23 protein-coding genes are annotated in these 23,791 nt (G+C 73.9%); 7 read left to right on the top strand and 16 right to left on the bottom strand.

The genetic code is table 11. From position 1 onward, the window contains the following. Nucleotides 1–25: 25 nt before the first annotated feature. Nucleotides 26–1,108 carry a DNA integrity scanning diadenylate cyclase DisA gene (disA, locus tag O2W16_RS15930; RefSeq protein ID WP_269159791.1) on the top strand — a complete coding sequence of 361 codons (1,083 nt, stop codon included), beginning with the start codon at nt 26–28 and terminating at the stop codon, nt 1,106–1,108. Nucleotides 1,109–1,279: 171 nt separating this feature from the next. On the opposite strand, the gene O2W16_RS15925 is transcribed toward disA, so the two are convergent. Next, nucleotides 1,280–1,996, bottom strand: a complete 717-nt coding sequence (locus O2W16_RS15925; protein ID WP_269159790.1) for a MucR family transcriptional regulator — start codon at nt 1,994–1,996, stop codon at nt 1,280–1,282. Between the two features lie 184 nt (nt 1,997–2,180). On the opposite strand from O2W16_RS15925, the gene O2W16_RS15920 reads away from it, so the two are divergent. Continuing rightward, nucleotides 2,181–3,095, top strand: a complete 915-nt coding sequence (locus tag O2W16_RS15920) for an A/G-specific adenine glycosylase (RefSeq protein ID WP_269159789.1) — start codon at nt 2,181–2,183, stop codon at nt 3,093–3,095. A 184-nt stretch (nt 3,096–3,279) separates the two neighbouring features. Here O2W16_RS15920 and O2W16_RS15915 read toward each other — a convergent pair whose 3' ends face one another. The 9 genes from O2W16_RS15915 to O2W16_RS15875 form a co-directional block, all read right to left on the bottom strand. Next, nucleotides 3,280–5,823, bottom strand: coding sequence for an ATP-dependent Clp protease ATP-binding subunit (locus O2W16_RS15915; protein WP_269159788.1), 2,544 nt, complete (start codon nt 5,821–5,823; stop codon nt 3,280–3,282). Nucleotides 5,824–6,123: 300 nt separating this feature from the next. Beyond that, on the bottom strand, nt 6,124–6,477 hold the full coding sequence (locus O2W16_RS15910) for a histone-like nucleoid-structuring protein Lsr2 (RefSeq protein ID WP_269159787.1): 354 nt from the start codon (nt 6,475–6,477) through the stop codon (nt 6,124–6,126). Nucleotides 6,478–6,617: 140 nt separating this feature from the next. Continuing rightward, the gene (lysS, locus tag O2W16_RS15905) at nt 6,618–8,123 is read right to left on the bottom strand and encodes a lysine--tRNA ligase (protein ID WP_269159786.1); all 1,506 of its coding nucleotides are present in this window, start codon (nt 8,121–8,123) and stop codon (nt 6,618–6,620) included. Between the two features lie 9 nt (nt 8,124–8,132). Continuing rightward, nucleotides 8,133–8,957 (bottom strand): type III pantothenate kinase, encoded by an 825-nt coding sequence (locus tag O2W16_RS15900; RefSeq protein ID WP_269159785.1) that lies wholly within the window; start codon nt 8,955–8,957, stop codon nt 8,133–8,135. A gap of 1 nt (nt 8,958) precedes the next feature. Continuing rightward, nucleotides 8,959–9,909: a carboxylating nicotinate-nucleotide diphosphorylase gene (nadC, locus tag O2W16_RS15895; protein ID WP_269159784.1), complete on the bottom strand. Its 951-nt coding sequence runs from the start codon at nt 9,907–9,909 to the stop codon at nt 8,959–8,961. Between the two features lie 14 nt (nt 9,910–9,923). Then, nucleotides 9,924–11,591 (bottom strand): L-aspartate oxidase, encoded by a 1,668-nt coding sequence (locus O2W16_RS15890; protein ID WP_269159783.1) that lies wholly within the window; start codon nt 11,589–11,591, stop codon nt 9,924–9,926. 14 nt (nt 11,592–11,605) lie between these two features. Continuing rightward, nucleotides 11,606–12,019: an aspartate 1-decarboxylase gene (gene panD / locus O2W16_RS15885; protein ID WP_269159782.1), complete on the bottom strand. Its 414-nt coding sequence runs from the start codon at nt 12,017–12,019 to the stop codon at nt 11,606–11,608. A gap of 11 nt (nt 12,020–12,030) precedes the next feature. Continuing rightward, entirely contained in the window at nt 12,031–12,885 is an 855-nt protein-coding gene (gene panC, locus O2W16_RS15880; protein WP_269159781.1) for a pantoate--beta-alanine ligase, read from the bottom strand. Further along, a complete protein-coding gene (locus tag O2W16_RS15875; RefSeq protein ID WP_269159780.1) occupies nt 12,882–13,838 on the bottom strand; it encodes a Rossmann-like and DUF2520 domain-containing protein in 957 nt (318 codons plus the stop codon). Before O2W16_RS15875 ends, panC begins: the two co-directional genes overlap by 4 nt. A gap of 307 nt (nt 13,839–14,145) precedes the next feature. On the opposite strand from O2W16_RS15875, the gene O2W16_RS15870 reads away from it, so the two are divergent. Then, the gene (locus O2W16_RS15870) at nt 14,146–14,898 is read left to right on the top strand and encodes an SDR family oxidoreductase (RefSeq protein ID WP_269159779.1); all 753 of its coding nucleotides are present in this window, start codon (nt 14,146–14,148) and stop codon (nt 14,896–14,898) included. Between the two features lie 33 nt (nt 14,899–14,931). Here the strand turns inward: O2W16_RS15870 and O2W16_RS15865 are convergent, their stop codons facing one another. Beyond that, nucleotides 14,932–16,731, bottom strand: a complete 1,800-nt coding sequence (locus tag O2W16_RS15865) for a DUF6779 domain-containing protein (protein ID WP_269159778.1) — start codon at nt 16,729–16,731, stop codon at nt 14,932–14,934. A 360-nt stretch (nt 16,732–17,091) separates the two neighbouring features. On the opposite strand from O2W16_RS15865, the gene O2W16_RS15860 reads away from it, so the two are divergent. The 4 genes from O2W16_RS15860 (at nt 17,092) to O2W16_RS15845 (ending at nt 20,802) form a co-directional block, all read left to right on the top strand. Beyond that, nucleotides 17,092–18,228: an ATP-binding cassette domain-containing protein gene (locus O2W16_RS15860; RefSeq protein WP_269159777.1), complete on the top strand. Its 1,137-nt coding sequence runs from the start codon at nt 17,092–17,094 to the stop codon at nt 18,226–18,228. Then, on the top strand, nt 18,225–18,917 hold the full coding sequence (locus O2W16_RS15855) for an ABC transporter permease (protein ID WP_269159776.1): 693 nt from the start codon (nt 18,225–18,227) through the stop codon (nt 18,915–18,917). Before O2W16_RS15860 ends, O2W16_RS15855 begins: the two co-directional genes overlap by 4 nt. Further along, complete coding sequence (locus O2W16_RS15850) at nt 18,914–19,756, top strand: ABC transporter permease (protein ID WP_269159775.1); 843 nt, start codon at nt 18,914–18,916, stop codon at nt 19,754–19,756. Before O2W16_RS15855 ends, O2W16_RS15850 begins: the two co-directional genes overlap by 4 nt. Before the next feature lie 86 nt (nt 19,757–19,842). Further along, nucleotides 19,843–20,802 (top strand): glycine betaine ABC transporter substrate-binding protein, encoded by a 960-nt coding sequence (locus O2W16_RS15845; RefSeq protein ID WP_269159774.1) that lies wholly within the window; start codon nt 19,843–19,845, stop codon nt 20,800–20,802. Between the two features lie 50 nt (nt 20,803–20,852). On the opposite strand, the gene O2W16_RS15840 is transcribed toward O2W16_RS15845, so the two are convergent. The 5 genes from O2W16_RS15840 to folE are packed head-to-tail and all read right to left on the bottom strand — an operon-like array spanning nt 20,853 to nt 23,756. After that, a complete protein-coding gene (locus tag O2W16_RS15840) occupies nt 20,853–21,353 on the bottom strand; it encodes a DUF3180 domain-containing protein (protein ID WP_269159773.1) in 501 nt (166 codons plus the stop codon). Continuing rightward, the gene (gene folK, locus O2W16_RS15835; RefSeq protein WP_269159772.1) at nt 21,350–21,853 is read right to left on the bottom strand and encodes a 2-amino-4-hydroxy-6-hydroxymethyldihydropteridine diphosphokinase; all 504 of its coding nucleotides are present in this window, start codon (nt 21,851–21,853) and stop codon (nt 21,350–21,352) included. The genes O2W16_RS15840 and folK overlap by 4 nt, the downstream gene beginning before the upstream one ends. Then, nucleotides 21,853–22,224 (bottom strand): dihydroneopterin aldolase, encoded by a 372-nt coding sequence (gene folB, locus O2W16_RS15830; RefSeq protein WP_269159771.1) that lies wholly within the window; start codon nt 22,222–22,224, stop codon nt 21,853–21,855. Before folB ends, folK begins: the two co-directional genes overlap by 1 nt. Further along, complete coding sequence (gene folP / locus O2W16_RS15825; protein WP_269159770.1) at nt 22,217–23,077, bottom strand: dihydropteroate synthase; 861 nt, start codon at nt 23,075–23,077, stop codon at nt 22,217–22,219. The genes folB and folP overlap by 8 nt, the downstream gene beginning before the upstream one ends. 7 nt (nt 23,078–23,084) lie before the next feature. Further along, nucleotides 23,085–23,756, bottom strand: a complete 672-nt coding sequence (gene folE, locus O2W16_RS15820) for a GTP cyclohydrolase I FolE (RefSeq protein WP_269159769.1) — start codon at nt 23,754–23,756, stop codon at nt 23,085–23,087. Nucleotides 23,757–23,791 lie beyond the last annotated feature (35 nt).

Here is a 23,791-nt window from a genome sequence, read left to right as displayed (position 1 = left end):
TATCGCCCGACCGTCAGGAGTTCCCGTGTCCCCCGCTGTGGACCCCGAGGCCGCGTTGCGGGAACTGCTCGGCCGGATCGCCCCCGGAACCGCCCTTCGGGACGGTCTGGAGCGGATCCTGGCCGGCCGCACCGGAGCACTGATCGTCCTGGGCTACGACCGCGTCGTGGAGTCCCTCTGCACCGGCGGGTTCGCCCTGGACGTCGCGCTGTCGGCGACCCGGCTGCGGGAGCTGGCCAAGATGGACGGCGCGGTGATCGTCTCCTACGACGGCACCCGGATCGTCCGGGCCGGGGTGCACCTGATGCCCGACCCGACGATCCCCACCGAGGAGTCCGGCACCCGGCACCGCACCGCCGAGCGCGTCGCACTGCAGACCGGGTTCCCGGTCATCTCCGTGAGCCAGTCGATGCACATCATCTCGGTGTACGTGGCCGGCCGCCGGTACACCCTCGAACACCCCACGACCATCCTCGCGCGGGCCAACCAGGCCCTGGCGGCCCTGGAGCGCTACAAGCTCCGGCTCGACGAGGTCGCCAGCACGCTCTCCGCGTTGGAGATCGAGGACCTCGTCACGGTCCGTGACGCGATGAGCGTGAGCCAGCGGCTGGAGATGGTCCGCCGGATCGCCGACGAGATCGAGGGCTTCGTCGTCGAGCTGGGCACCGACGGCCGGCTGCTCGCCCTGCAGCTGGACGAGATGCTCGCCGGGGTCGAGGAGGACCGCGGCCTGCTGGTCCGCGACTACCTCCCCAACAGCCGCCGGAACCGCTCTGGCGAGGAGGTGCTCGCCGACCTGCGCGCGCTGTCGGCCACCGAGCTGCTCGACCTCTCGGCCGTCTCCCGCTGCTACGGCCTGCCGACCTCCCCGGACGCCCTGGACTCCCCGGTCAGCCCGCGCGGCTACCGGCTGCTGGCCCGGGTCCCCCGGCTGCCGGCAGGCATCATCGACCGGCTGGTCGCGCACTTCGGTGGGCTGCAGAAGCTGCTCGCGGCGACCATCGAGGACCTCCTGGCCGTCGAGGGGGTCGGCGAGGCCCGGGCGCGCGGCATCCGCGAGGGGCTGTCCCGGCTCGCCGAGACGTCCATCCTGGACCGCTACAGCTGATCGGCCCCGTCCCGAGGCTCGTCCCGAGCTCGCGAGGGATGAGGAGGACGGGGGCCTTCTGCCAACGCTCGCACGCTCGCATCGGGCCCCTCCAGCGCGGCCGCACGGGCTCAGGCTCCGTCCCGAGGCTCGTTCCGAGCTTGCGAGGAATGAGGAGGACGGGGTCCTTGCTCAGGTCAGGGTGAAGGTGGCGTCGGGGCTGGTCGCCGTGTCCAACCGACCGCGCAGCCCGTAGTCCCCCGGTGGCGGTGGCACGCGCTCCGCGGTGCACCCCGGGGTGCTGCTCAGCCCACCCCACACCACCGGGAACACCACGGACTCCCCCGGCTGCAGCGTCCGCGGGTCCGTCGTCTCCTCCGGGAAGCAGTCGTTGCTCCCCCAGACCCGGGTGCCGGCCGCGTCGACCATCACGATCTCCTGCAGCCCCTTGTCCAGCGACCGCACACAGGAGACCGGCGAGACGTTCGTGACCACCAGGTCGAACGTCGGCTTGCTGCCGACCGGGCTGCTGGCCGGGGTCGGCCGCACCTCCACGCCGATCATGTCGTTGCTACAGGGCCCGCCGTCCACGGCGGCCGGTTCGGTCGGCGGCTCGTCGACCTGCGGCTGGTCGGCCTCCGGCTCCTCGGCGGGGTCGGCCGCGGGCGGGGCGGTCGGGGCGGTCGGGAGCTGGATCGCCGCCAGCGACGGCACGATCTGGTCCAGCGCCGGCGCGGGCGCAGGCTCCTGTCCGGCGGTGGTGCGGACGACGTCCTCGTCCGGCGACCCGGTGGCCGCCGCGACCCCGAGCCACCCGCCGCCACCGAGGACGCCCACCGCGCAGCCGAGGACCAGCAGGCGCCGTCGCCAGTAGACGACAGCGGGCAACGGGCCGACCGGGTGCAGCACGTCGGCGACGCTAACCGGCCGACTGGACGCCGACCGCGCGCCACGCCCTGACCTGACGAGGCCCATCGCCCCGGAGTGGTCGCAGGCTGCCACCGCCCCGGCGGGTGGTGACCGAGAGTGTCGAACCGGTTTCCGTGACACTCCTGCGACGGGGCGCGCGTGGGCCGAGGCAGACTGGATCCCCGTGAGCACCACCTCGACCGACGCCGCGCGCCAGGACCCCGCACCCGCCGGAGACGCCGTCGGTGACGTCCTCGTCGACTGGTACGCCGGCGCCGCCCGGGACCTCCCGTGGCGCACTCCCGGCACCGACCCGTGGGCGGTGCTGGTCAGCGAGGTGATGCTCCAGCAGACACCGGTGCGCCGGGTGGAGCCGGTCTGGCGCGAGTGGCTGGCGCGCTGGCCTGCCGCGGCGGACCTGGCGGCCGCCAGCCCGGCCGAGGTGATCCGGGCCTGGGGCAAGCTCGGCTACCCGCGGCGGGCGCTGCGGCTGCGGGAGGCCGCCGTCGCGATCACCGAACGCCACGGCGGCGCGGTGCCCGCCGACGTCACCGAGCTGGAGGCCCTGCCGGGCATCGGCACCTACACCGCCCGGGCGGTCGCCTGCTTCGGCCACGGCAGCCGGCAGCCCGTCGTCGACACCAACGTGCGGCGGGTCGTCGCCCGGCTGGTGCACGGCCGCGCCGAGGCGGCGCCGGCCCGGGCGTCGGACCTGACCGACATCGCCGCGCTGGCGCCGGTCGACGACGCCCGCGCCGTGCGGTTCTCGGTGGCGATCATGGAGCTGGGTGCCCTCGTCTGCGTCGCCGGCACCCCCCGCTGCAGCGCCTGCCCGGTGCGGGACCGGTGTGCCTGGCGGCTCGCCGGGTCACCGGCGCACGACGGCCCGGCCCGTCGGGTGCAGAAGTTCGCCGGCACCGACCGTCAGGTACGCGGCCGGCTGCTCGACGTGCTGCGGGCCGCCCCGGAGCCGGTGGCGGCCGAGACGCTGACGCCGGTGTGGGACGACGCCGTCCAGCGCTCGCGGTGCCTGGACTCCCTGCTCGTGGACGGGCTGGTCGAGCAGGCCCCGGACGGCCGCTTCTGCCTCCCCGGCTGAGGCGTCCCCCGCCGTCCCAGCTCACCCGTGGGCGCCCCGGGGGGCGGCGGCACACCGGGTGGGTCACCACACGGCCCTGACCGGCGGTGGACGCCGGCCGGCCGGGCAGCCGAGACGACGAAGGGCCGCCCTCCGCAGATGCGGAAGGCGGCCCTCGTGTCTCGTCAGAGGACGAGGTCGTCGATCACTCGGCCGGCGTGGCCGCCGGGCCCTCGCCCTCGCCGTCGGCGCCCGAGAGCGCCACCGGCGGGGTGTCGGGCAGGTCGATCGGCTTGGCCTCACCGCGGAAGGTGAACCGCGAAGCCGTCGGGTCCGCGTCCTCCTCGACGTCCACCACGATGATCTGCCCGGAGGCGATCTCGCCGTAGAGGATCTTCTCCGACAGCGTGTCCTCGATCTCGCGCTGGATCGTGCGGCGCAGCGGCCGGGCACCCAGCACCGGGTCGAAGCCACGCGCGGCGAGCAGCTTCTTCGCCGCCGGGGTGACCTCCAGCGACATGTCCTTGTTCGACAGCTGCGTCTCCAGCCGGGCGAGCATGAGGTCCACGATGTGGACGATCTCGTCCTCGGTCAGCTGGTGGAACACCACGATGTCGTCGATGCGGTTGAGGAACTCCGGCCGGAAGTGCTGCTTGAGCTCCTCGTTGACCTTGAGCTTCATCCGCTCGTAGTTGCTGGTGCTGTCGTTCCCGGCCTGGAAGCCGAGGCCGACGGCCTTGGAGATGTCCCGCGTCCCGAGGTTCGTGGTCAGGATCAGGATCGTATTCTTGAAGTCCACGATCCGGCCCTGACCGTCGGTGAGCCGGCCGTCCTCCAGCACCTGCAGCAGCGTGTTGAAGACATCGGCATGCGCCTTCTCGATCTCGTCGAAGAGGACCACCGAGAACGGCTTGCGCCGCACCTTCTCGGTCAGCTGGCCGCCCTCGTCGTAACCGACGTAGCCGGGAGGGGCACCGACGAGCCGCGACACGGTGAACTTGTCGTGGAACTCGCCCATGTCGATCTGGATGAGGGCGTCGTCCTCACCGAAGAGGAACTGCGCCAGGGCCTTGGCCAGCTCGGTCTTACCGACACCCGAGGGGCCGGCAAAGATGAACGAGCCACCGGGACGACGGGGGTCCTTGAGGCCCGCCCGCGTGCGCCGGATCGCCTGGCTGACGCTCTTGATGGCCTCTTCCTGGCCGATGATCCGCTTGTGGAGCTCGTCCTCCATGCGGAGCAGCCGGGTGGTCTCCTCCTCGGTCAGCTTGAAGACCGGGATGCCCGTCCAGTTGGCGAGGACCTCGGCGATCTGCTCGTCGTCGACCTCGGCGACGACGTCCATGTCACCGGCCTTCCACTGCTTCTCGCGCTCGGACTTCTCGCCCAGCAGCTGCTTCTCCTTGTCCCGGAGAGACGCGGCCTTCTCGAAGTCCTGCCCGTCGATGGCCGACTCCTTCTCGCGGCGGATGGCCGCGATCCGGTCGTCGAACTCGCGCAGGTCCGGCGGGGCGGTCATCCGCTTGATCCGCATCCGGGCGCCGGCCTCGTCGATCAGGTCGATCGCCTTGTCCGGGAGGAAGCGGTCGGAGATGTACCGGTCGGCCAGCGTCGCGGCAGCCACGAGCGCGCCGTCGGTGATGCTGATCCGGTGGTGGGCCTCGTAGCGGTCCCGCAGGCCCTTGAGGATCTCGATGGTGTGCGCGAGAGTCGGCTCGCTGACCTGGATGGGCTGGAAGCGGCGCTCGAGAGCGGCGTCCTTCTCCAAGTGCTTGCGGTACTCGTCCAGCGTGGTGGCACCGATGGTCTGCAGCTCACCACGGGCCAGCATCGGCTTGAGGATGCTGGCGGCGTCGATCGCGCCCTCGGCGGCACCGGCCCCGACGAGGGTGTGGATCTCGTCGATGAACAGGATGATGTCCCCGCGGGTGCGGATCTCCTTCAGGACCTTCTTCAGCCGCTCCTCGAAGTCACCGCGGTAGCGGGAACCGGCCACCAGGGCACCGAGGTCGAGGGTGTAGAGCTGCTTGTCCTTCAGCGTCTCGGGCACCTCGCCCTTGACGATCGCCTGGGCCAGGCCCTCGACGGCCGCCGTCTTGCCGACGCCGGGCTCACCGATCAGGACCGGGTTGTTCTTGGTGCGGCGGGACAGCACCTGCATGACCCGCTCGATCTCCTTGGCCCGGCCGATGACCGGGTCGAGCTTGCCGTCGCGGGCGGCCTGGGTCAGGTTACGGCCGAACTGGTCCAGGACCAGCGAGGTCGACGGGGTGCCCTCGGCGGGCCCGCCGGCGGCAGCCGGCTCCTTGCCCTGGTAGCCGCTGAGCAGCTGGATGACCTGCTGGCGCACGCGGTTGAGGTCCGCGCCGAGCTTCACCAGGACCTGGGCGGCGACGCCCTCGCCCTCACGGATCAGACCCAGCAGGATGTGCTCGGTGCCGATGTAGTTGTGGCCGAGCTGCAGCGCCTCGCGCAGCGACAGCTCCAGCACCTTCTTCGCCCGCGGGGTGAAGGGGATGTGACCGGACGGCGCCTGCTGGCCCTGCCCGATGATCTCCTCGACCTGCTGACGGACGCCCTCCAGCGAGATGCCGAGGGACTCCAGCGCCTTGGCAGCGACGCCTTCACCCTCGTGGATCAGGCCCAGGAGGATGTGCTCGGTGCCGATGTAGTTGTGGTTGAGCATCCGGGCCTCTTCTTGGGCCAGGACGACCACCCGACGGGCTCGGTCGGTGAACCGTTCGAACATCTGCTGTATCTCCCTCTGACCGGCTGGACCTGCTGTGCTCGTGTCCCTGGCAGGGGACGGTGGACACCCGACGTACGTCGGCGCGCTGGGGCACCGGTCGCTCCACTGTAGTTCGCACCACCCGGTCGGCGTCGAGAACAGGCCGTCGAACCGTCCGGGGGGCTCGATGGAGACAACTGTCCTCCCGGGAACGGTGTTCCCCCACGGTTACGCCATGAGCGGACGCACGACGGCCCGGCACCTCGATGAGGTGCCGGGCCGTCGTGGTGGCCCTCCTGCAGTGCAGGAGAGGGTCCTACGTCAGTGCGCTGCCTCGAAGGCCTCGACCACGCTGGCCGGGATGCGGCCGCGGTCGCTGACCTGGTGGCCGTTGCTGCGGGCCCAGTCGCGGATCGCGCCGGCCTGCTCGCGGTCCATCCGGCCGCCGCCACCGGTGGCCCGCGACCGACCGGCGCCTGACGCCCGGGTGCCACGGCTGCTCACCTTGCGGGCCGCCGTCACGTACTTGCCGAACACGTCGCGCATCTCTGCAGCGTTCTTGTCCGACAGGTCGATCTCGTACGTCGTCCCGTCGAGGGAGAACGTGACCGTCTCGTCAGCGGAGATGCTGTCGTCGAGGTCGTCGCTCAGGATCACCTGGACCTTACGTGCCATTGTCTGTTCACTCCTGTTGCTGCGGGGCCGTGGACTGTCGTCAGTGCTCCCCCGTGATCGACGAGCCCATTGCACCACGAACTGCGGCATTCACGCCAATTTCGGGGCAATTTCACGACGAATGCCCCCGGACAGGTGAGTCATTGATGGAGAGGGCGCACCAAAGGGAACAGGATCGTCTCCCTGATCCCCAATCCGGTGAGCGTCATCATGAGCCTGTCCATGCCGAACCCGAGACCGCCCGTCGGCGGCATCCCGTACTCCAGGGCCTCCAGGAAGTCCTCGTCCAACGCCATTGCCTCCGGGTCCCCGGCGGCGGCCAGCAGCGCCTGCGCGGTGAACCGTTCCCGCTGGACGACCGGGTCCACCAGCTCGGAGTAAGCGGTGCCCTGCTCGATCCCGCCGATGTAGAGGTCCCACTTCTCGGCCTTGCCCGGTTCCGAGCGGTGGGCGCGGGTCAGCGGTGAGGTGTCCACCGGGTAGTCGATGACGAACGTCGGAGACTGCAGCCCGTCCTGCACCAGTGCCTCGAAGAGCTCTTCGACCACCTTTCCGGGCAGCCAGGCCGGGTCGACGCCGACGTCGTGCCGTTCGGCGATCGTGCGCAACTGCTGAACCGTCGTCTCCGGGGTGATCTCCGCACCGACGGCGTCGGAGACCGCGGTGTAGAGCGACAGTTGCGGCCAGTCGCCGGAGAGGTCGAGTTCCGTGCCGTCGTGGTGCCGGGCGATGTGGTCACCGAACAGCGCCGTGCTGCACTCCTGGACCAGTTCCTGCGTCATCCGGGCCATTTCCTGGTAATCCCAGTACGCGGCGTAGGCCTCGAGCATCGCGAACTCCGGGGAGTGCGAGGAGTCGGCACCCTCGTTGCGGAAGTTCCTGTTGATCTCGAAGACCCGGTCCAGTCCGCCGACGATGCAGCGCTTCAGGAACAACTCGGGGGCGATGCGCAGGTAGAGGTCCAGGTCGAAGGCGTTCATGTGCGTGCGGAACGGCCGGGCAGCGGCGCCGCCGTGCACCGTCTGCAGCATCGGCGTCTCGACCTCGAGGAACCGACGGGCCGTCAGACCGGAGCGCAGCGTGCTCATCACGGTGGACCTCTGGTGCACCGTGCGACGCGCCTCGTCGCGGACGATCAGGTCCACGTAGCGGCGGCGGACCCGCAGCTCCTCGCTCATCGGCTTGTGCGCCACCGGCAGCGGCCGCAGCGCCTTGGCGGCCAGCTGCCAGGAGTCGGCGAAGACCGAGAGCTCCCCGCGCCGCGACGTCCCGACCTCACCGGTGACCAGGACGTGGTCACCGAGGTCGACGTCGGACTTCCACGCGGCGAGCGGCTCCTCGCCGACCCGGTCGCGGGAGAGCATGACCTGCAGCTCGGTGTCGCCCTCGCGCAGCGTCGCGAAGCACAGCTTCCCGGTGTTGCGGGAGAAGATGACCCGCCCGGTGACGCCGACCTGCTCCCCGGTCATCGTGTCCGGCTCCAGATCGGGGTGCGTCGCACGCACCTCGGCCAGCGTGGTCGTGCGGGCCACGGTGACCGGGTAGGGGTCGACGCCGGCCTCGCGCAGCCGGTCCAGCTTGGCCCGCCGCACCCGCAGCTGCTCGGGCAGTTCGTCCTCGGGTGGGCCGGGGGTTTCCTCACTCACGGGCAGAGCCTACGGGCGCCCGGACGACGTCCCGCCACCGCCGGACCCGCCGGAGGACTGGTGCCGCTCGAACGCCAGCCGCAGGCCGTGCACGGTGAGATCGGGCTCACGCTCCCCGATCGACCGGCAGCTGTCGACGAGCAGCGGGTGCAGTCCACCGGTGGCCACCACCACCGGTGCGGCCCCGAACTGCGCGACCAGTTCGGCGGCGATCCGGGCGACCAGACCGTCGACCAGACCGGCGAAGCCGAGGACCATCCCGGACTGCAGGGCGGCGACGGTGTTCTTGCCGATCGCCTGGGTGGGGACGGTGAGCTCCACCGAGCGCAGCTGCGCGGCGCGGGCGGCCAGCGCGTCCAGGCTCACCTCGACGCCGGGGGCGAGCGCACCGCCGAGGAACTGCCCGTCCGGGCCGACCGCGTCGACGGTGGTGGAGGTGCCGAAGTCCACCACCACCACCGGCCGGCCGGTGCCGTCGGGGCGCCGGCCGTACAGCTCGTGGGCGGCCAGCGCGGTGACCACCCGGTCGGCGCCCACCTCCCGCGGGTTGTCCACGTGCAGCGGCACCCCGGTGCGCACCCCCGGCCCGATCAGGGTGACCGGGACGGCCAGCCGGTCCAGCAGCTGCCGCAGCGCCGGGAGCAGCGCCGGCACGGTGGAGCAGACGGCGACCCCGGTGACCGCGGTGTCCCGCAGCAGCCCGCGCCACAGCATGTGCAGCTCGTCGGCGGTGGCCCGGGGCTGGGTCGTCACCCGCCAGCAGTCCAGCCGCCGGGCGCCGTCGAAGGTCGCCAGCACCGTCTGGCTGTTGCCGACGTCCACGGTGAGCAGCACGTCAGCCCGCCCGGAGCTCGGGGGCTCGGAGGTCGAGGGCGAGGTCGAGGATCGGCGAGGAGTGGGTGAGCGCACCGACGGAGAGGAAGTCGATGCCCGTGTCGGCCACCTCCCGGGCGATGTCGAGGGTGAGCCCGCCGGTGGCCTCCAGGTCGACGTCCAGGTCACCGACCAGGGCGACGGCCTGCCGGAGCTGGTCGGGGGTCATGTTGTCCAGCAGCAGGAAGTCCGCACCCGCGTCCAGCGCCTCGCCGACCTGGTCGAGCGTGTCGCACTCGACCTGCACGACGACCCGAGGAGCGCGCTCCCGGACCAGCGCCACCGCGGCGGCCACCGACCCGGCCGCGGCGACGTGGTTGTCCTTGATCATCGCCACGTCGTAGAGGCCCATCCGCTTGTTCGACCCGCCGCCGCAGCGCACCGCGTACTTCTCCAGCGGGCGCAGCCCGGGGGTGGTCTTGCGGGTGTCCAGCACGACCGCGCCGGTACCGGCGACGGCGTCGACCCAGGCCCGGGTGGCGGTGGCGATGCCGCTGGCCCGGCTGGCGATGTTCAGCGCGCTGCGCTCGGCGGCCAGCAGCGCCCGCACCGGGCCGCGGACGGTGAGCAGGACGTCGCCGCGGCGCACCCGGTCGCCGTCGGCCGCACCCGCGGTCAGCGTGGCGCCGGGGGCCAGCCGGGTGAACACCCGGGCCGCCAGCGGCAGCCCGGCGACCACGCCATCGGCCCGGGCCACGAGGTCCGCCGTCCCGAACTGGGCGCCGGGGACGGTCGCGGCGCTGGTCACGTCGTAGCCGACGGCGACGTCGGGGGCGCTGGGCAGCGGGGCGCCGCCGGTCAGGTCCTCGGTCAGCGTGCGCTCGACGAGCTCGGCGACCCAGGCCGCGCTCAGGCCGGTGCCGGTCAGATCGGTGGGGTCGGCGGGCAGGGCGCGGGCAGCCGGGGTGGTCACAGCGCCATGCTCGCTCACCAGTCCACCGCCACGGACGTGCCCACCGGGCGGCGGGTCAGCCGGACCCTCCCGTCGTCGGCGAGCTGCACGTCCAGGTGTGCCCGCCACTCCTCGACGGCCTCGGGGTGGTCCTCCCGCCAGTGGCAGCCGCGGGTCTCCTCGCGCGCGGCGGCCGCGGCGGTGATCGCGGTGGCGACGGTCAGCAGGTCGGTGGTCTCCCAGCCGGGCACCCCGGGGACGGCGGTGGTCCACTCCCCCAGCGTCGTGAGCTGCTCGGCGGCCTCGGCCAGCCCCGGACCGCTGCGCAGCGCACCGACCCGGGCCGACATCGTCGTGGTCAGCGGCGCGCGGGCGGCCACGTCGACCAGCCCGGCGGGGCGGGCGTCCTCCGGTGCCGACGCGGCGGGCACCGGCAGGTCCCGGGCCAGCGCCTCGCCGATCCGCCCGGCGAAGACCAGCCCCTCCAGGAGGGAGTTCGACGCCAGCCGGTTGGCCCCGTGCACGCCCGTGCAGGCGACCTCGCCGCAGGCGTAGAGGCCGGGCACGGTGGTGCGCCCGGTCAGGTCGGTGGCCAGCCCGCCGGAGGCGTAGTGCGCGGCCGGCGTGACCGGCACCAGCTCGGTCACCGGGTCGATGCCGGCCTCCCGGCAGCGGGCCACGATGGTCGGGAACCGCTCGGCGAGCCCGGGGAGCCCGCGGGCGTCGAGCCAGACGTGATCGACGCCGTCGCGCAGCTGCACCCGGGTGATCGCCTTGGCCACCACGTCCCGCGGGGCCAGCTCGGCGAGCGGGTGGACAGCGGGCATGAACCGCTCGCCCGCGTCGTCGCGCAGCACCGCACCCTCCCCCCGCAGCGCCTCGGAGACCAGCGGCTGCTGCCCGCGGGCGTCCGGGCCCAGGTAGAGGGCGGTGGGGTGGAACTGGACGAACTCCAGGTCGGTCGCGACCGCCCCGGCCCGCAGCCCCAGGGCGACGCCGTCGCCGGTGGAGACGGCCGGGTTGGTGGTGGCGGCGTACACCTGGCCCATCCCGCCGGTGGCGAGCACCACGGCGCGTGCCCGCACCGCACCCACCCCGTCGGCGCTGCCCTCGCCGAGCACGTGCAGGGTCACCCCGGCGGCGCGGCCGTCGGCGTCCCGCAGCAGGTCCAGCACCATCGCGTGCTCGACCAGCGTCACCCCGGGGTCGGCGGCCACGGCGTCGCGCAGCGCCCGCTGGACCTCCGCCCCGGTGGCGTCCCCGCCGGCGTGCACGATCCGGTCGGTGGAGTGGCCGCCCTCCCGGGTCAGCAGCAGCCGCCCGGTCGGGCCCCGGTCGAACGCAGCCCCCCAGCTGATCAGCTGGTGCAGCCGCTCGGGCCCCTCGGTGACCAGCGCCTGGACGGCGTCGGCGTCGCAGAGCCCGACCCCGGCCACCTCGGTGTCCCGGGCGTGGGCGGCCGGGGTGTCGGCCGGGTCCAGGACCGCGGCGATCCCGCCCTGCGCCCAGCGCGTCGAGCCGTCGTCCACCTCGACCTTGGTCACGACCGCGACCGACAGCCCCGCCGCACGGGCGTGCAGGGCCACGCAGAGCCCGGCGACCCCGGAGCCCACCACGCAGACGTCAGCGGTCAGCTCCCAGCCCGGGGCTGGGGCCCGCAGCCGCAGCGGCAGTCCCGGGCCCAGGTCCGCAGAAATGGCCATTTCTGCGGAGAGGCTCACCGGACCGGGACGCCGAGGTCGCTGCGCTGCTGGTCCGGCGCTCCCGGCACCGGGGCGGAGGGGTCGGCGCCCAGCTCGACGACGCGGTTGTCGGCGTCGACGTGCACGACCGAGGGCAGGTAGGACTTGGCCTCGGACTCGTCCATCAGGCCGTAGCTGATCAGGATCACCAGGTCGCCGGGGTGCACCAGGTGCGCCGCGGCACCGTTGATGCCCAGCACGCCGGTGCCGCGCTCGCCGGGGATGACGTAGGTCTCCAGCCGGGCGCCGTTGGTGACGTCGACGATCGCCACCTGCTCACCGGCCAGCAGGTCGGCGGCGTCCATCAGGTCCTCGTCGACGGTGACCGACCCGACGTAGTGCAGGTCGGCCTGGGTCACCGTGGCCCGGTGGATCTTGCTCTTGAGCATGGTGCGCATCATCAGCGGTTCCCCAGTTCCACAGCGGCGTTGTCGATAAGTCGGGTGCTGCCGGCGCGGGCGGCGACCAGCAGCCGGGCGGGTCCGGCGGCGGGTGCCGGTCCGAGATCTGGATCGGTCAGTTCCAGGTAGTCCTGGAGCAGGTCGGGGGCGTCGGCGAGGACCGCGCGGGCCGCGGTCAGGACGGCGTCGGTGCCCTGCGGCCCCGCCTGGGCACCGGCACGCAGTGCTGAGGACAACGCGGCAGCGGCCCTGCGCTGTTCCGGCGAGAGGAACCGGTTGCGGGAGGACAACGCCATGCCGTCGTCCTCCCGGACCGTCGGCACGCCGACCACCTGCACCCCCAGCGCCAGCTCGCGGGCCATCGCCCGGATCAGCGTCAGCTGCTGGTAGTCCTTCTCGCCGAAGACGGCGACGTCCGGGCGGACCAGGCCGAAGAGCTTCGCGACCACGGTCAGCACGCCGGCGAAGTGCCCGGGGCGGACGGCGCCCTCCAGCACCTCCCCCAGCGGCCCGGGGTGCACGGTGACCCCCCGCGCGCCGGGTGGGTACACCTCGTCGACCGGCGGGTGGAACACCAGGTCGGCGCCCTCCTCGGCCAGCGCGGCCAGGTCGGCGTCCCAGGTCCGCGGGTAGCGGTCGAAGTCCTCGCCGGGGCCGAACTGGGTCGGGTTGACGAACACCGAGACGACGACGCTGCCGCCGAGCTCCCGGGCGGCGCGGACCAGCGCGCGGTGCCCCTCGTGCAGCGCGCCCATGGTGGGCACCAGCACGACCGGTGCGGGCAGGTCGGCCCGCAGCCGGCGCAGCTCCGCGGTCGTCTCCGCGACCACCGGCGACCGGACGGACAGGCTCATCGCGCCGCCTCCTCGGCGGAGTCGAGCAGCTCCAGCAGCGGAGCGCCCTCGTGCCGCTTGAGCCGGCCGGCGGCCAGCGCGCGCTCGGTGGTGCGCCGGGCCAGGGCCACGTAGGCGTCGACCGCGGCGGGCGCGCGCTCGCTCAGCGTGTCCAGGTGCGCGGCCACGGTGCCGACGTCGCCGCGGCTGACCGGGCCGGTGAGCCCGCGGTCGCCGCGGCGCAGCCCGTTGTCCAGCGCAGCGGTCAGCAACGGCGTGAGCACCCGGGCCGGCTCCTGGACACCGGCGGCCCGGAGCAGGTCGGCGGCCTCGGCGACCAGCGTGACCAGGTGGTTCGCGCCGGTGACCAGCGCCGCGTGGTAGAGCCCGCGGTCGGCCTCGTCGATCCAGAAGGGCTCGCCGCCCATCTCCAGCACCAGGGTCTCCGCGACCGGGCGGTGCTCGGGACGGCTGGTGACCCCGAACGGCGCGGCCACCAGCCGGGCGGCGTCCTCGGGCGCGCCGGAGAAGGTCATCGCCGGGTGCAGCGCCAGCGTCAGGAGACCGCTGCGCTCGGCCGGCAGCAGGACGGCCAGGCCGTGCGCGCCGGAGGTGTGGAAGAGCAGCTGGCCGCGCCGCCAGGCGCCGGTCTCGGCGAGGCCGGCGACCAGGCCGGCGAGGGTGTCGTCGGGCACGGCGAGGACCACCAGGTCACTGGCGGCGAGGACCTCGTCGGCGGGCAGCAGCGGGACGCCGGGCAGCAGCCGGGCCGCGCGTTCGGCGGAGGCGGCGGACACCCCGGAGGCGGCGACCACCTCGTGGCCGGCGGCGGCGAGCGCCGCGCCGAGCACGGCACCGACTCGGCCGGCGCCGACGATCCCGACCCGCAGACGGGCGGGGGCCTCGGTCGCCGCGGGCAGGCCCGCAGGAAGGACAACAGGGCGCGCAGGCAGCGCGCGGGGACGGTCGGGCATCCCGGTGCACCTCTCGTTCCAGTCCCTCGCGGGTACCGGACTCAGGTCGCGTCGTCCCACGTCGTCGTGGGCCGTGTGTGGTGGAGCGGTAGAGCGGTCGGTCCCGGCAGAGCACCTGCTGCAACCGCCCCGGAGGACGTGTCACGCGGGTGTACCGCCGATGGCGAGTCTGTTACCCGTGGCCGCCCCGGGCAACGCCACCGGGGTGTGTCCTGACTCACCCGGGTCGTCGCCAGCGCCGGATCCGCCCGTGATTGGGTGGGGTCGGCCGGCAGCGGAGCCGGCTCTGGTGAGCAGGAGGAGCACGGTGAGCAGCTTCGAGGGACGCACGGCACTGGTCACGGGCGCGAGCCGGGGCATCGGCCTGGCGATCGCCCAGAGCCTGGTGGAGCGAGGCGCCCGGGTGGTGGTCACCGCGCGCAAGCCCGACGCGCTCGCCGAGGCGGTCGAGGCGCTCGGCGGCCCGGAGAAGGCGGTCGCCGTGGCCGGCAACGCCGGCGACCCCGAGCACCGCGCCGAGGCCGTCCGCACCGCGATCGACACCTTCGGCAGCCTGGACGTGCTGGTGGGCAACGTCGGCATCAACCCGGTCTTCGGCCCGCTGATGGACGCCCCGCTGGACGCCTTCCGCAAGATCCTGGACACCAACGTCGTCTCCAGCCTGGGCCTGGTCCAGGAGGCCTGGAAGGCGTGGATGTCCGAGCACGGCGGCTCGGTGCTGATCGTGGCGTCGGTCGCCGGGCTGAAGTCCAGTGAGGGGATCGCGGCCTACGGCGTCAGCAAGGCCGCGCTGATCAACCTGACCACGCAGCTGGCCGTGGAGCTCGGCCCCAAGGTGCGGGTCAACGCCGTCGCCCCGGCCGTGGTGAAGACCCGGTTCGCCGAGGCCCTGTTCACCGGCCGCGAGGACGAGCTGGGCGGCCAGTACCCGGTCGGCCGGCTCGGCGTGCCCGAGGACATCGGCGAGGCAGCCGCCTACCTGCTGAGCGACCAGGCCGGCTGGGTCACCGGCCAGACGCTGGTCCTCGACGGCGGCGCACTGTCCCGCGGCCCGATCTGACGCAGGTCCCCTGAGTCGCGGGGGCGAGGCCGTTCAGCTGCGGCCGAGCACCCGGGCGAGGACGTCGTCGCCGGCGTCCTCGCCCTCCTCGCGGTAGCGGCGGCGGCGAGACCGGCCGCCGCTGGGCGCGGCGACCCCGCTCTCGGCCAGGATCTGCTCCAGCCGGGCGTGCCCCTGCGCCGGAGCCGTCGCCCGGGGCGCCGGTTCCGCGGCCACCGGGGTGACGGGGGCGGGCGACCACGGAGTCGACTCCCAGGACGGCGACTCCACTGCGAGCGGTGTGCCCGTCGGGGCCGGCTCGGCCGGCGGCTCCCACGAGGGCCGTTCCCAGGACGGCGTCTCGTACGACGCCCAGGCCGGCGACCCGTCGGACGGGTCCTCCGCGGACGGCCGGCTCTCGGACGGCCGGCTCTCGGACGGCCGGCTCTCGGACGGCGTTGCGGTGGCAGGCGGTTCGGCGGGCGAGGCCCACGACGGGACCGCCGCTGCCGGCGCGCCCGACCTGGGGACGGCGGACACAGCCGCCCAGTCCGACCAGCTGGTGCTCGCCGCGACCTGCTCCTCCGGCGCTGCATGGCTGCGCCGGCGGCCGGTCGCGGGGGTGACGCCGCCCTCCTCGTCGGGGTCTGCGGCTCGGCGGTGCCGACGCCGGGGCGGCTCGACGGAGTCCGACATGGCGGCCACGAGGTCGGACACGCGGAGCGCCGGCTCGGGCACGCGCAGGGCGGGCTCGGGCAGGACGGGCTCGGGCACGCGCAGGGCGGGCTCGGACTCGGACTCGGGTACAGCCGGCTCGGGCACGCGCAGGGCTGGCTCGGGCTCGGGCAGGGCGGGCTCGGGCTCCGTCACGCGCAGGGCGGGCTCGGGCAGTGGCGGCCGGGACGGCATCGGCACCACCGACACCTCAGCGGCCGGCCGGCCGGCCGCATCGAGGAGGGCCTTCTCCCCCAGCCAGGCCAGCGGCGACTTCGGGCTCGGCTCGACCCACGGCTCGAGCACGGCCTCCTCGACCAGCCACTCCAGCGGCGAGAGCGGCCGGTGCCGGTCCCGCGACGCCTCGGGCAGTCCGAACGCACGGTCCTCGGCGACCGTCACCGGGAGGGCCCGGCCGGACCGACCGGGTGCCTCCGGGCCGGCCGGGGAGGACGTCCACACGGAGGTCTCCCACCCCGGCGGCGCCCCCTCCACCGTGCGACCGGCGTCGGCGGTCTGCGCCGGTCCGCGGACGGACTGCGCGCGCATCACCATGCGCTCGATCAGCAGCTCACCGGACAGCTGCTCGGTCAGCTCGCTGCGCATCCGGCCGAGGTCGCTGCGCAGCTCGCCCAGCCCGGCCAGTTCGGTGCGCAGCTGCTCCAGCCCGCCCAGCTCGCCGCGCAGCTCCGTCAGCCCGGCCAGTTCGGTGCGCAGCCGCCCGAGCTCTCCGCTCATGGCCTGCTCCGCCTCGCGCCGCAGCCGGTTCTCCAGCTCGGCCGCGTGCTCGTGCCGGGCGGCGACCTCACGCGCCAGCTCCAGGTCGTAGGCGTGCCGGAGCTCGGCCTCCCGGGCGGTCGCGGCGATCCGGTCGGCACGCCGGCTGCCGGCCAGGAACGCGGCGATCACGAAGGCCCAGCAGACGGCGAGCAGCGCGATCCGCAGGTACAGGGGGTCCTCGGTGAGGAAGGCCCCGGCCGTGGCCGGTACGGCGAGCAGCAGGGCGATGCCCGACCACACCCGCTGAGCCGCAGACCCCGGCTCGACGGCCGACGGCGTCACCGGGACGGCGGCCGGGCGGGGCGGTACGGGCGGGAGGGGGCTGCGGGCGGGGACTCCGTCGTCGCGGCGACCTCCCATGCCAGCAGCCTACGGCCGACTGTCGCCGACACGGGTCAACTCCGCTCCGTACACGCCGGGTGTCCCTCCGCGAGGTCGGCGGGGCTAGGACCACCGGCCGCAGGGCAAGGACCACCGGCCCAGGACGAGCACGTCGGCGCCGAGGGATCGATCGTGCACGACGCGATGTGTTTCGATGGTGCCCACGCTGCGGACCCCCTCGGGGCAGCACCGGTCGAACGTGCCGCAACTGCCAGTCGATCGAGGAGTGCCGGTGGCCACACCCATCTCCGTGCGGACGACGGACGCCCACAGCAGCGCACCGCCCACCCACCACCGTCGACTCCGGCCCAGTGCACTCCAGCCGCAGGGAGGACCCCGATGATCCGTTTCGACGCGGTGTCGAAGGCATACCCCGACGGGACCGTCGCGGTCGACGAACTGAGCCTGACCGCACCCTCGGGCCAGATCACCGTGCTCGTCGGACCATCCGGCTGCGGCAAGACCACCAGCCTGCGCATGGTCAACCGGATGGTCGAGCCGACCTCCGGCACGATCACGATCGACGACCGCGACGTCACCTCGGTGTCCGCCACCGACCTCCGTCGGGGCATCGGGTACGTGATCCAGCACGCCGGGCTGTTCCCGCACCGCACCGTCGTGGACAACGTGGCCACCGTCCCGATGCTCACCGGGACCGGCCGTCGGCAGGCGCGCCACCGGGCGATCGAGCTGATGGAGCTGGTCGGACTGCCGGCCTCCTTCGCCGACCGCTATCCCGCCCAGCTCTCCGGCGGTCAGCAGCAGCGGGTGGGCGTCGCCCGGGCACTGGCGTCCGACCCGCCGGTCATGCTGATGGACGAGCCGTTCAGCGCCGTCGACCCCGTGGTCCGCGACCAGCTGCAGCAGGAGTTCCTGAGGCTGCAGGGTGAGCTGGGCAAGACGATCCTGTTCGTCACCCACGACATCGACGAGGCGATCAGGCTCGGCGACCGCGTCGCCGTCCTCGCCGTGGGCGGGCGACTGGCCCAGGTGGCCACCCCCGCAGACCTGCTGGCCACCCCTGCCGACCCCTTCGTGGCCGGCTTCGTCGGTCGTGACCGCGGTTACCGGGCGCTGGGCTTCATCTCCGCCGAGGTGGCCGTGGCGACCGAGCCGACCGTGACCCTCGGCTCACCGGTGGCCCGGGCGCACGACGTCGCCGTCGACGACTGGGTGCTCGTGGTGGACGACGGGGAGCTCCCGCAGGGCTGGCTGCACCTCCGGGCCCATCCCGACGGTGGTCCAGGCCCCGCTCCGGGCGACACCGTCACCCCCGGCCTGCTCAACCTGGGCGGCACCCTGTCCCCGATCGGCGGCACCCTGCGCGAGGCCCTGGACGCCGCACTCTCCTCGCCCAGCGGTCGTGGTGTGGTGGTCGACGAGAGCGGACGGCTCGTCGGCTCGGTCCGTGCCGGCACCGTGCTGGAGCACCTGCACGCCGCGACCGCGGACCCCTCGGGCCAGGTCAGGCCGTGAGCCCGGACAACGGCTCGGCGCCCTGGGACCTGTTCGGCTACTTCGCCGACCACCGCGCCGACGTGCTGGACCTGTTGTGGGCGCACACCTGGCTCTCGGTCCTCCCAGTGGTCATCGGCCTGCTGGTGGCCTTCCCGATCGGCTGGCTGGCCCGCCGGTACCGATGGGCCTACCCGCCGGTCGTCTCGGTGTCCGGCCTGCTGTACACCATCCCCTCCCTGGCCTTGTTCGTCGTCATGCCGACCTTGCTGGGCACGCAGATCCTCGACCCGGTGAACGTGGTCGTCGCACTGACGATCTACACCGTCGCGCTGCTGGTGCGGGTGGTCGCCGACGGCCTGGCCGCCGTCCCCGAAGACGCTGTGCAGGCGGCCACCGCGATGGGCTTCACCCGCCTCCAGCGGCTGCGGACGGTGGAGCTCCCGCTGGCGATCCCGGTCATCGCCGCCGGCCTGCGCGTGGCCATGGTGGCCAACGTCAGCCTGGTCGCCATCGCGGCGACCATCGGGATCCCCCAGCTCGGCCAGCTGTTCATCACGGGGTTCCAGCTGTCGGTGACCGGCCCCTACTACCCGCCGATCGTGCTCGGCATCGCGCTGTCCGTCGCGCTGGCGCTGCTGCTCGACCGGTTGATCGTCCTCGGCGCTCGCCTCCTCACCCCGTGGCAGCGGGTGTCGGCGGCCCGATGAACGACATGCTCCTGTGGCTCAACGACCCGCAGAACTGGACCGGCACCCGGGTCACACCCGGCATCGTCGAGCAGGCCTCCGCGCACCTGGCGTACACCGCGATCGCCCTGTCGATCGCCGCGGTGATCGCCTTCCCGCTGGGGCTCGTCCTCGGCCACACCGGCCGGGCGTCCTGGCTGGTCTCCGTGGCCAACGGGCTGCGGGCGCTGCCGACGGTCGGCCTGCTGATCCTCCTGTACGTCATGGTGTCGCCGCTGATCAGCGGCCGCGGGAACGCCGTCTACCTGGTGCCCACGGAGATCGCCCTGGTCCTGCTGGCCCTGCCGGCGATCCTGGCCAACACCTACGCCGGGGTGCGCAACGTGTCACCGGCCGTCCGCGATGCGGCCCGCGGCATGGGGATGACCGGCCCGCAGGTGCTGTTCCGCGTGGAGCTGCCCAACGCGCTCCCGTTGGTGTTCTCCGGCCTGCGGAGCGCCGCGCTGCAGGTCATCGCCACCGCGACGATCGCCGCCTACGTCGGGCTCGGCGGCCTGGGCCGCTACGTGTACGACGGGCTGGCCAGCCGGGACTTCGGTCAGATGGCCGGCGGCGCCGTCCTGGTCGCTGCGCTGGCCCTGCTGGTCGACCTGGCGCTCTCGCTGCTGCAGCGCGCCACCGTCTCACGCGGCGTCTCGGGCCGGTTCTCCCGCCGCTCGACCCGCGACAGCCGCAGCGCGGCGGTGACCGTGGTGCGTCCCCAGCCACCGAGGGGCGGGCCCGACGGTGGCCGGTCCACACGGCAGGCGACCACCCCGGCTGCTGCCCTGACCCCCTCCGGCGACCACCCCTCGGGGTGACCCGGTCCCGTTCCGCGGGTGGCACCCGCCACCCGGCACCCAGTGACCCGGCGCGCCGCGCCGCGGCTGACCCCAGGAGAGACCCCATGAACCGCAGGATCGCCACGGCGCTGACCGGCGGGACCGCCCTGCTCACCGCGCTGACCGCGTGCGGAGAGTCCGGCAGCAGCAGCGCGGGAGGGAGCGCCAGCACCCCCGCCGGGGGCGGCGACACCATCGCCGCCGACCTGGTCCTCGGGGGGCCGCCGGAGTTCCAGACCCGGCCCGACGGCGTCCCCGGCCTGGAGGAGGTCTACGGAGTGACCTTCGGTGAGTTCCGCAGCCTGGACGCCGGCGGCCCCCTCACCATCAACGCGCTGGCCAACGGCCAGATCGACGCAGCCGACGTCTTCACCACCGACCCGAACATCGCGGCCAACGACTGGGTGGTCCTCGAGGACCCGGAGAACCTGTTCGCCGCGCAGAACGTGGTCCCGCTGATCAGCACCGAGGAGGCCACCGAGGGCGTCACCGCCGTGCTGAACGCGGTGTCCGCGGAGCTCACCACCGAGGACCTCATCGCGCTCAACGAGCAGGTGATCATCGACCGGCAGGACCCGGCCGCGGTCGCCGGGCAGTGGCTGGCCGAGCAGGGGCTGGACGCGACGGGCACCCAGGCCGCCGGGACGGACCTCACCATCGGGTCGGCCAACTTCCCGGAGAACATCACCCTGGCCAACATCTACGCGCAGGCGCTGCAGGCCCAGGGCGCGACGGTCGAGACCCAGCTCAACATCGGCAGCCGGGAGGTCTACATGCCCGCCCTGCAGGACGGGTCGATCGACCTGATCCCGGAGTACACCGGCGTGCTGCTGGAGTACTTCGACGAGGAGGCGACCGCGGTCAGCTCCGAGGAGGTCTACGCCGCCCTCCCCGAGGCCCTGCCGGAGAACCTGACCGTGCTCGAGCAGTCGGAGGCCCAGGACAAGGACGCCATCGTCGTGACCAGGGAGACCGCCGAGGAGTACGGCCTCACCTCGATCGCCGACCTGGCCGAGCAGCCCTGACCCGCCGGCGGTCCGGACGGGCGGGAGACCTCCCGCCCGTCCGGACCGCCTCAGGCGCGGGCGGTGGGGGCGGCGTCGTCCTCGTCGGGCGGGATCTTGCAGACGTGCTCCAGCCACAGCGCCGCACCGGTGAGCCCGGCGGCGAAGACGACGCCGAGGATGCCGGTGACGGTGTCGGCGGTGGCCGCGGACAGCCGGCCCAGCTGCGGCACCGTGTGCAGCAGCAGCCCCGCCCAGCAGCCGGTGAGCACTGCGCCGACGTAGGCGCTGGCCTGGGCGAGCACCGCCACCCGGGCCACCAGCATCGGCTCGACCGGCCGGGTGGCGCCCGGTGTCCGGCCCGGCGACGGGCGGCGGTCCCGCTGCGCGGACAGCCGGGCCGCCAGCGCCCGGGCGCCGAGCAGCTCGGCGACCGCGAGCACGCCCAGCGGCACCGGCAGCCACCACTGCAGCTGCGGCAGCGAGCCGTAACCGGCGCGGACCAACAGCCAGCTGGCCAACGCCAGGCCGACCGCGAGGGCCACCAGGTCCCGGCGGCGGACGGAGGTCACGCCAGCTGCTCCCAGCGGACGACCGCGGCCACCTCGTCGGCCGCGAGCGCCGCCACCAGGTCGGCCACCCGACCGTGCCCGGGCAGGGTCGCCGCGGGGTCCAGCGCCAGCCACGGGACGAGCACGAACGCCCGCTCCGCGGCCCGGGGGTGCGGCAGGGTCAGCGCCGGGTCGGCCGAGACCACCGGCGTCCCGTCGTCCGCGGTGACGGTGACGACGTCGACGTCCAGGGTGCGGGCTCCCCAGCGGACGTCCCGGGTGCGACCGGCAGCCTGCTCGAGCTGGTGGGCGAGGGCGAGCCAGCCGGCGGCGTCCCGCTCACCCCGGACGACGGCGACCGCGTTCAGGTAGGGCGGCTGCTCGACCGGCCCCCACGGGGGCGTCTCGTACAGCGTCGACCGGGCCACCAGGCCGTGCTCCTTCAGCGTGACCAGTGCCTGCCGCAGGGTGCCGGCCCGGTCGCCGAGGTTCCCGCCGAGGGAGAGGACGGCCCGGCTCATCAGCGCGCGCGCCGGATCGCGACCGTGACGTCGTGGGCCGGCACGCCCAGGTCGACCTCCGGCTTGTGCACGGTGATCTCCACCGCGTCCACCACCGGGTACGCCAGGCACACGTCGGCCAGCCGCTGGGCCAGCGTCTCCAGCAGGTCCACCGGCTCGCCGACCAGCACGGCGTGCAACTGCTGGGCCAGCTCGCCGTAGTGGACGGTCTTGGTCAGGTCGTCGTCCGCGGCCGCCGGGGCGGTGTCCAGCTCGAGCACCGCGTCGACCCGGAAGGTCTGGCCGTTCTCCCGCTCGGCCGGGTACACGCCGTGGAAGCCGTGCCCGGTCAGGCCGTGCACCGTGATGCGGTCCGGCGTCCGGTCAGCCACGGGTTCCTCCTGTGCTGGGGGCCGCCCGCACGGCGGCCAGGGTGGCGATCGCGTCCAGCGACTGCACGGGGTCGTGCACCCGCACACCCCAGGCACCGGCCTGCGCGGCCAGCACCGAGATCGCCACGGTCGCCGCCTCCCGGCCCTCGACCGGACGGAGCTCGCCTCCGGGACCGGCCAGCAGCCGGCCCAGGAACGTCTTGCGCGAGGCCCCGACCAGCACCGGCAGCCCGAGCGCGACCAGCCGGTCCAGCCCCGCCAGCAACGCCCAGTTGTGCTCGGCGTTCTTGGCGAACCCCAGCCCCGGGTCCAGCACCAGCTGGGCGGGGTCGACGCCGGCGGCGACGACGTCCTCGACCCGGGCGGTCAGCTCCGCGCCGACCTCGGTGACCACGTCGCCGTAGCGCGCCGCCGCGTACATCTCCCGGCTGTGCCCGCGCCAGTGCATCAGCACCCAGGGCACCCCGGCCTCGGCCACCAACCGGGCCATGCCCTCGTCGGCCAGACCGCCGCTGACGTCGTTGACCAGCACCGCGCCGGCCGCCAGGGCGGCGACGGCGACCTCGGCGCGGGTGGTGTCCACGCTGACCCGCACGCCCGCGGCGGCCAGCTCCCGGACCACCGGCACGACCCGCCGGCACTCCTCGGCCGCGTCGACCCGGTCGGCGCCCGGCCGGGTCGACTCCCCACCGACGTCGACGTAGTCCGCGCCGGCGGCGTGCATCTGGAGCCCGTGGGCGATCGCGGCGCCGGCGTCGGCGTAGCACCCGCCGTCGGAGAAGGAGTCCGGCGTGACGTTCAGGACGCCCATCACCAGGCACCGGCCCGGGCGGGGCAGGAGCACGGCGCTCACTGCGCGGTCACCGCTGCAGGATGAGGCTCATCGCCTCGCTGCGGGTCGCCGGGTTCTCCCGGAAGATGCCGCGGACCGCAGAGGTGATCGTGGACGAGCCGGGCTTGCGAACGCCGCGCATCGCCATGCAGAGGTGCTCGGCCTCCACGACCACGATCACGCCCTGGGGCTTGAGCACCTCGAACAGCGAGTCGGCGATCTGCCGGGTCATCCGCTCCTGCACCTGCGGCCGCCGGGCGTACACCTCGACCAGCCGGGCGAGCTTGGACAGCCCGGTGACCCGTCCGTCGCTGCCGGGGATGTAGCCGACGTGCGCCCGCCCGTGGAACGGCACCAGGTGGTGCTCGCAGGTCGAGTACATCGGGATGTCCTTGACCAGCACGAGCTCGTCGTGGTCCTCGTCGAACGTCGTCGCCAGGACGTCGAAGGGGTCCTGGGCCAGGCCGGCGAACGTCTCTCCGTAGGCCCGCGCCACCCGCGCCGGCGTGTCCACCAGACCGGACCGGTCCGGGTCCTCCCCGATCGCGATCAGGATCTCTCGGACGGCGGCCTCGATCCGGGCCGTGTCGACCCGCCCGTCGGGCAGGTCGGCCACCGGGTCGCCGGTCCGGGGGTCCAGGCCGACGCCGTCCACCGGTGCACGCTGGACGATGCCGTGCCCGTCGTCCCCGGGGGGCACCGCGCCACCGGCTGCGGCTCCGTTCGGTGCCACGC

The sequence above is a fragment of the Modestobacter sp. VKM Ac-2984 genome (assembly GCF_026967985.1).
In the GTDB taxonomy this organism is placed as follows: domain Bacteria; phylum Actinomycetota; class Actinomycetes; order Mycobacteriales; family Geodermatophilaceae; genus Modestobacter.
The sequence above is the reverse complement of the archived record's forward strand: the minus strand, read 5'-3'. Positions and strand labels throughout refer to the sequence as shown.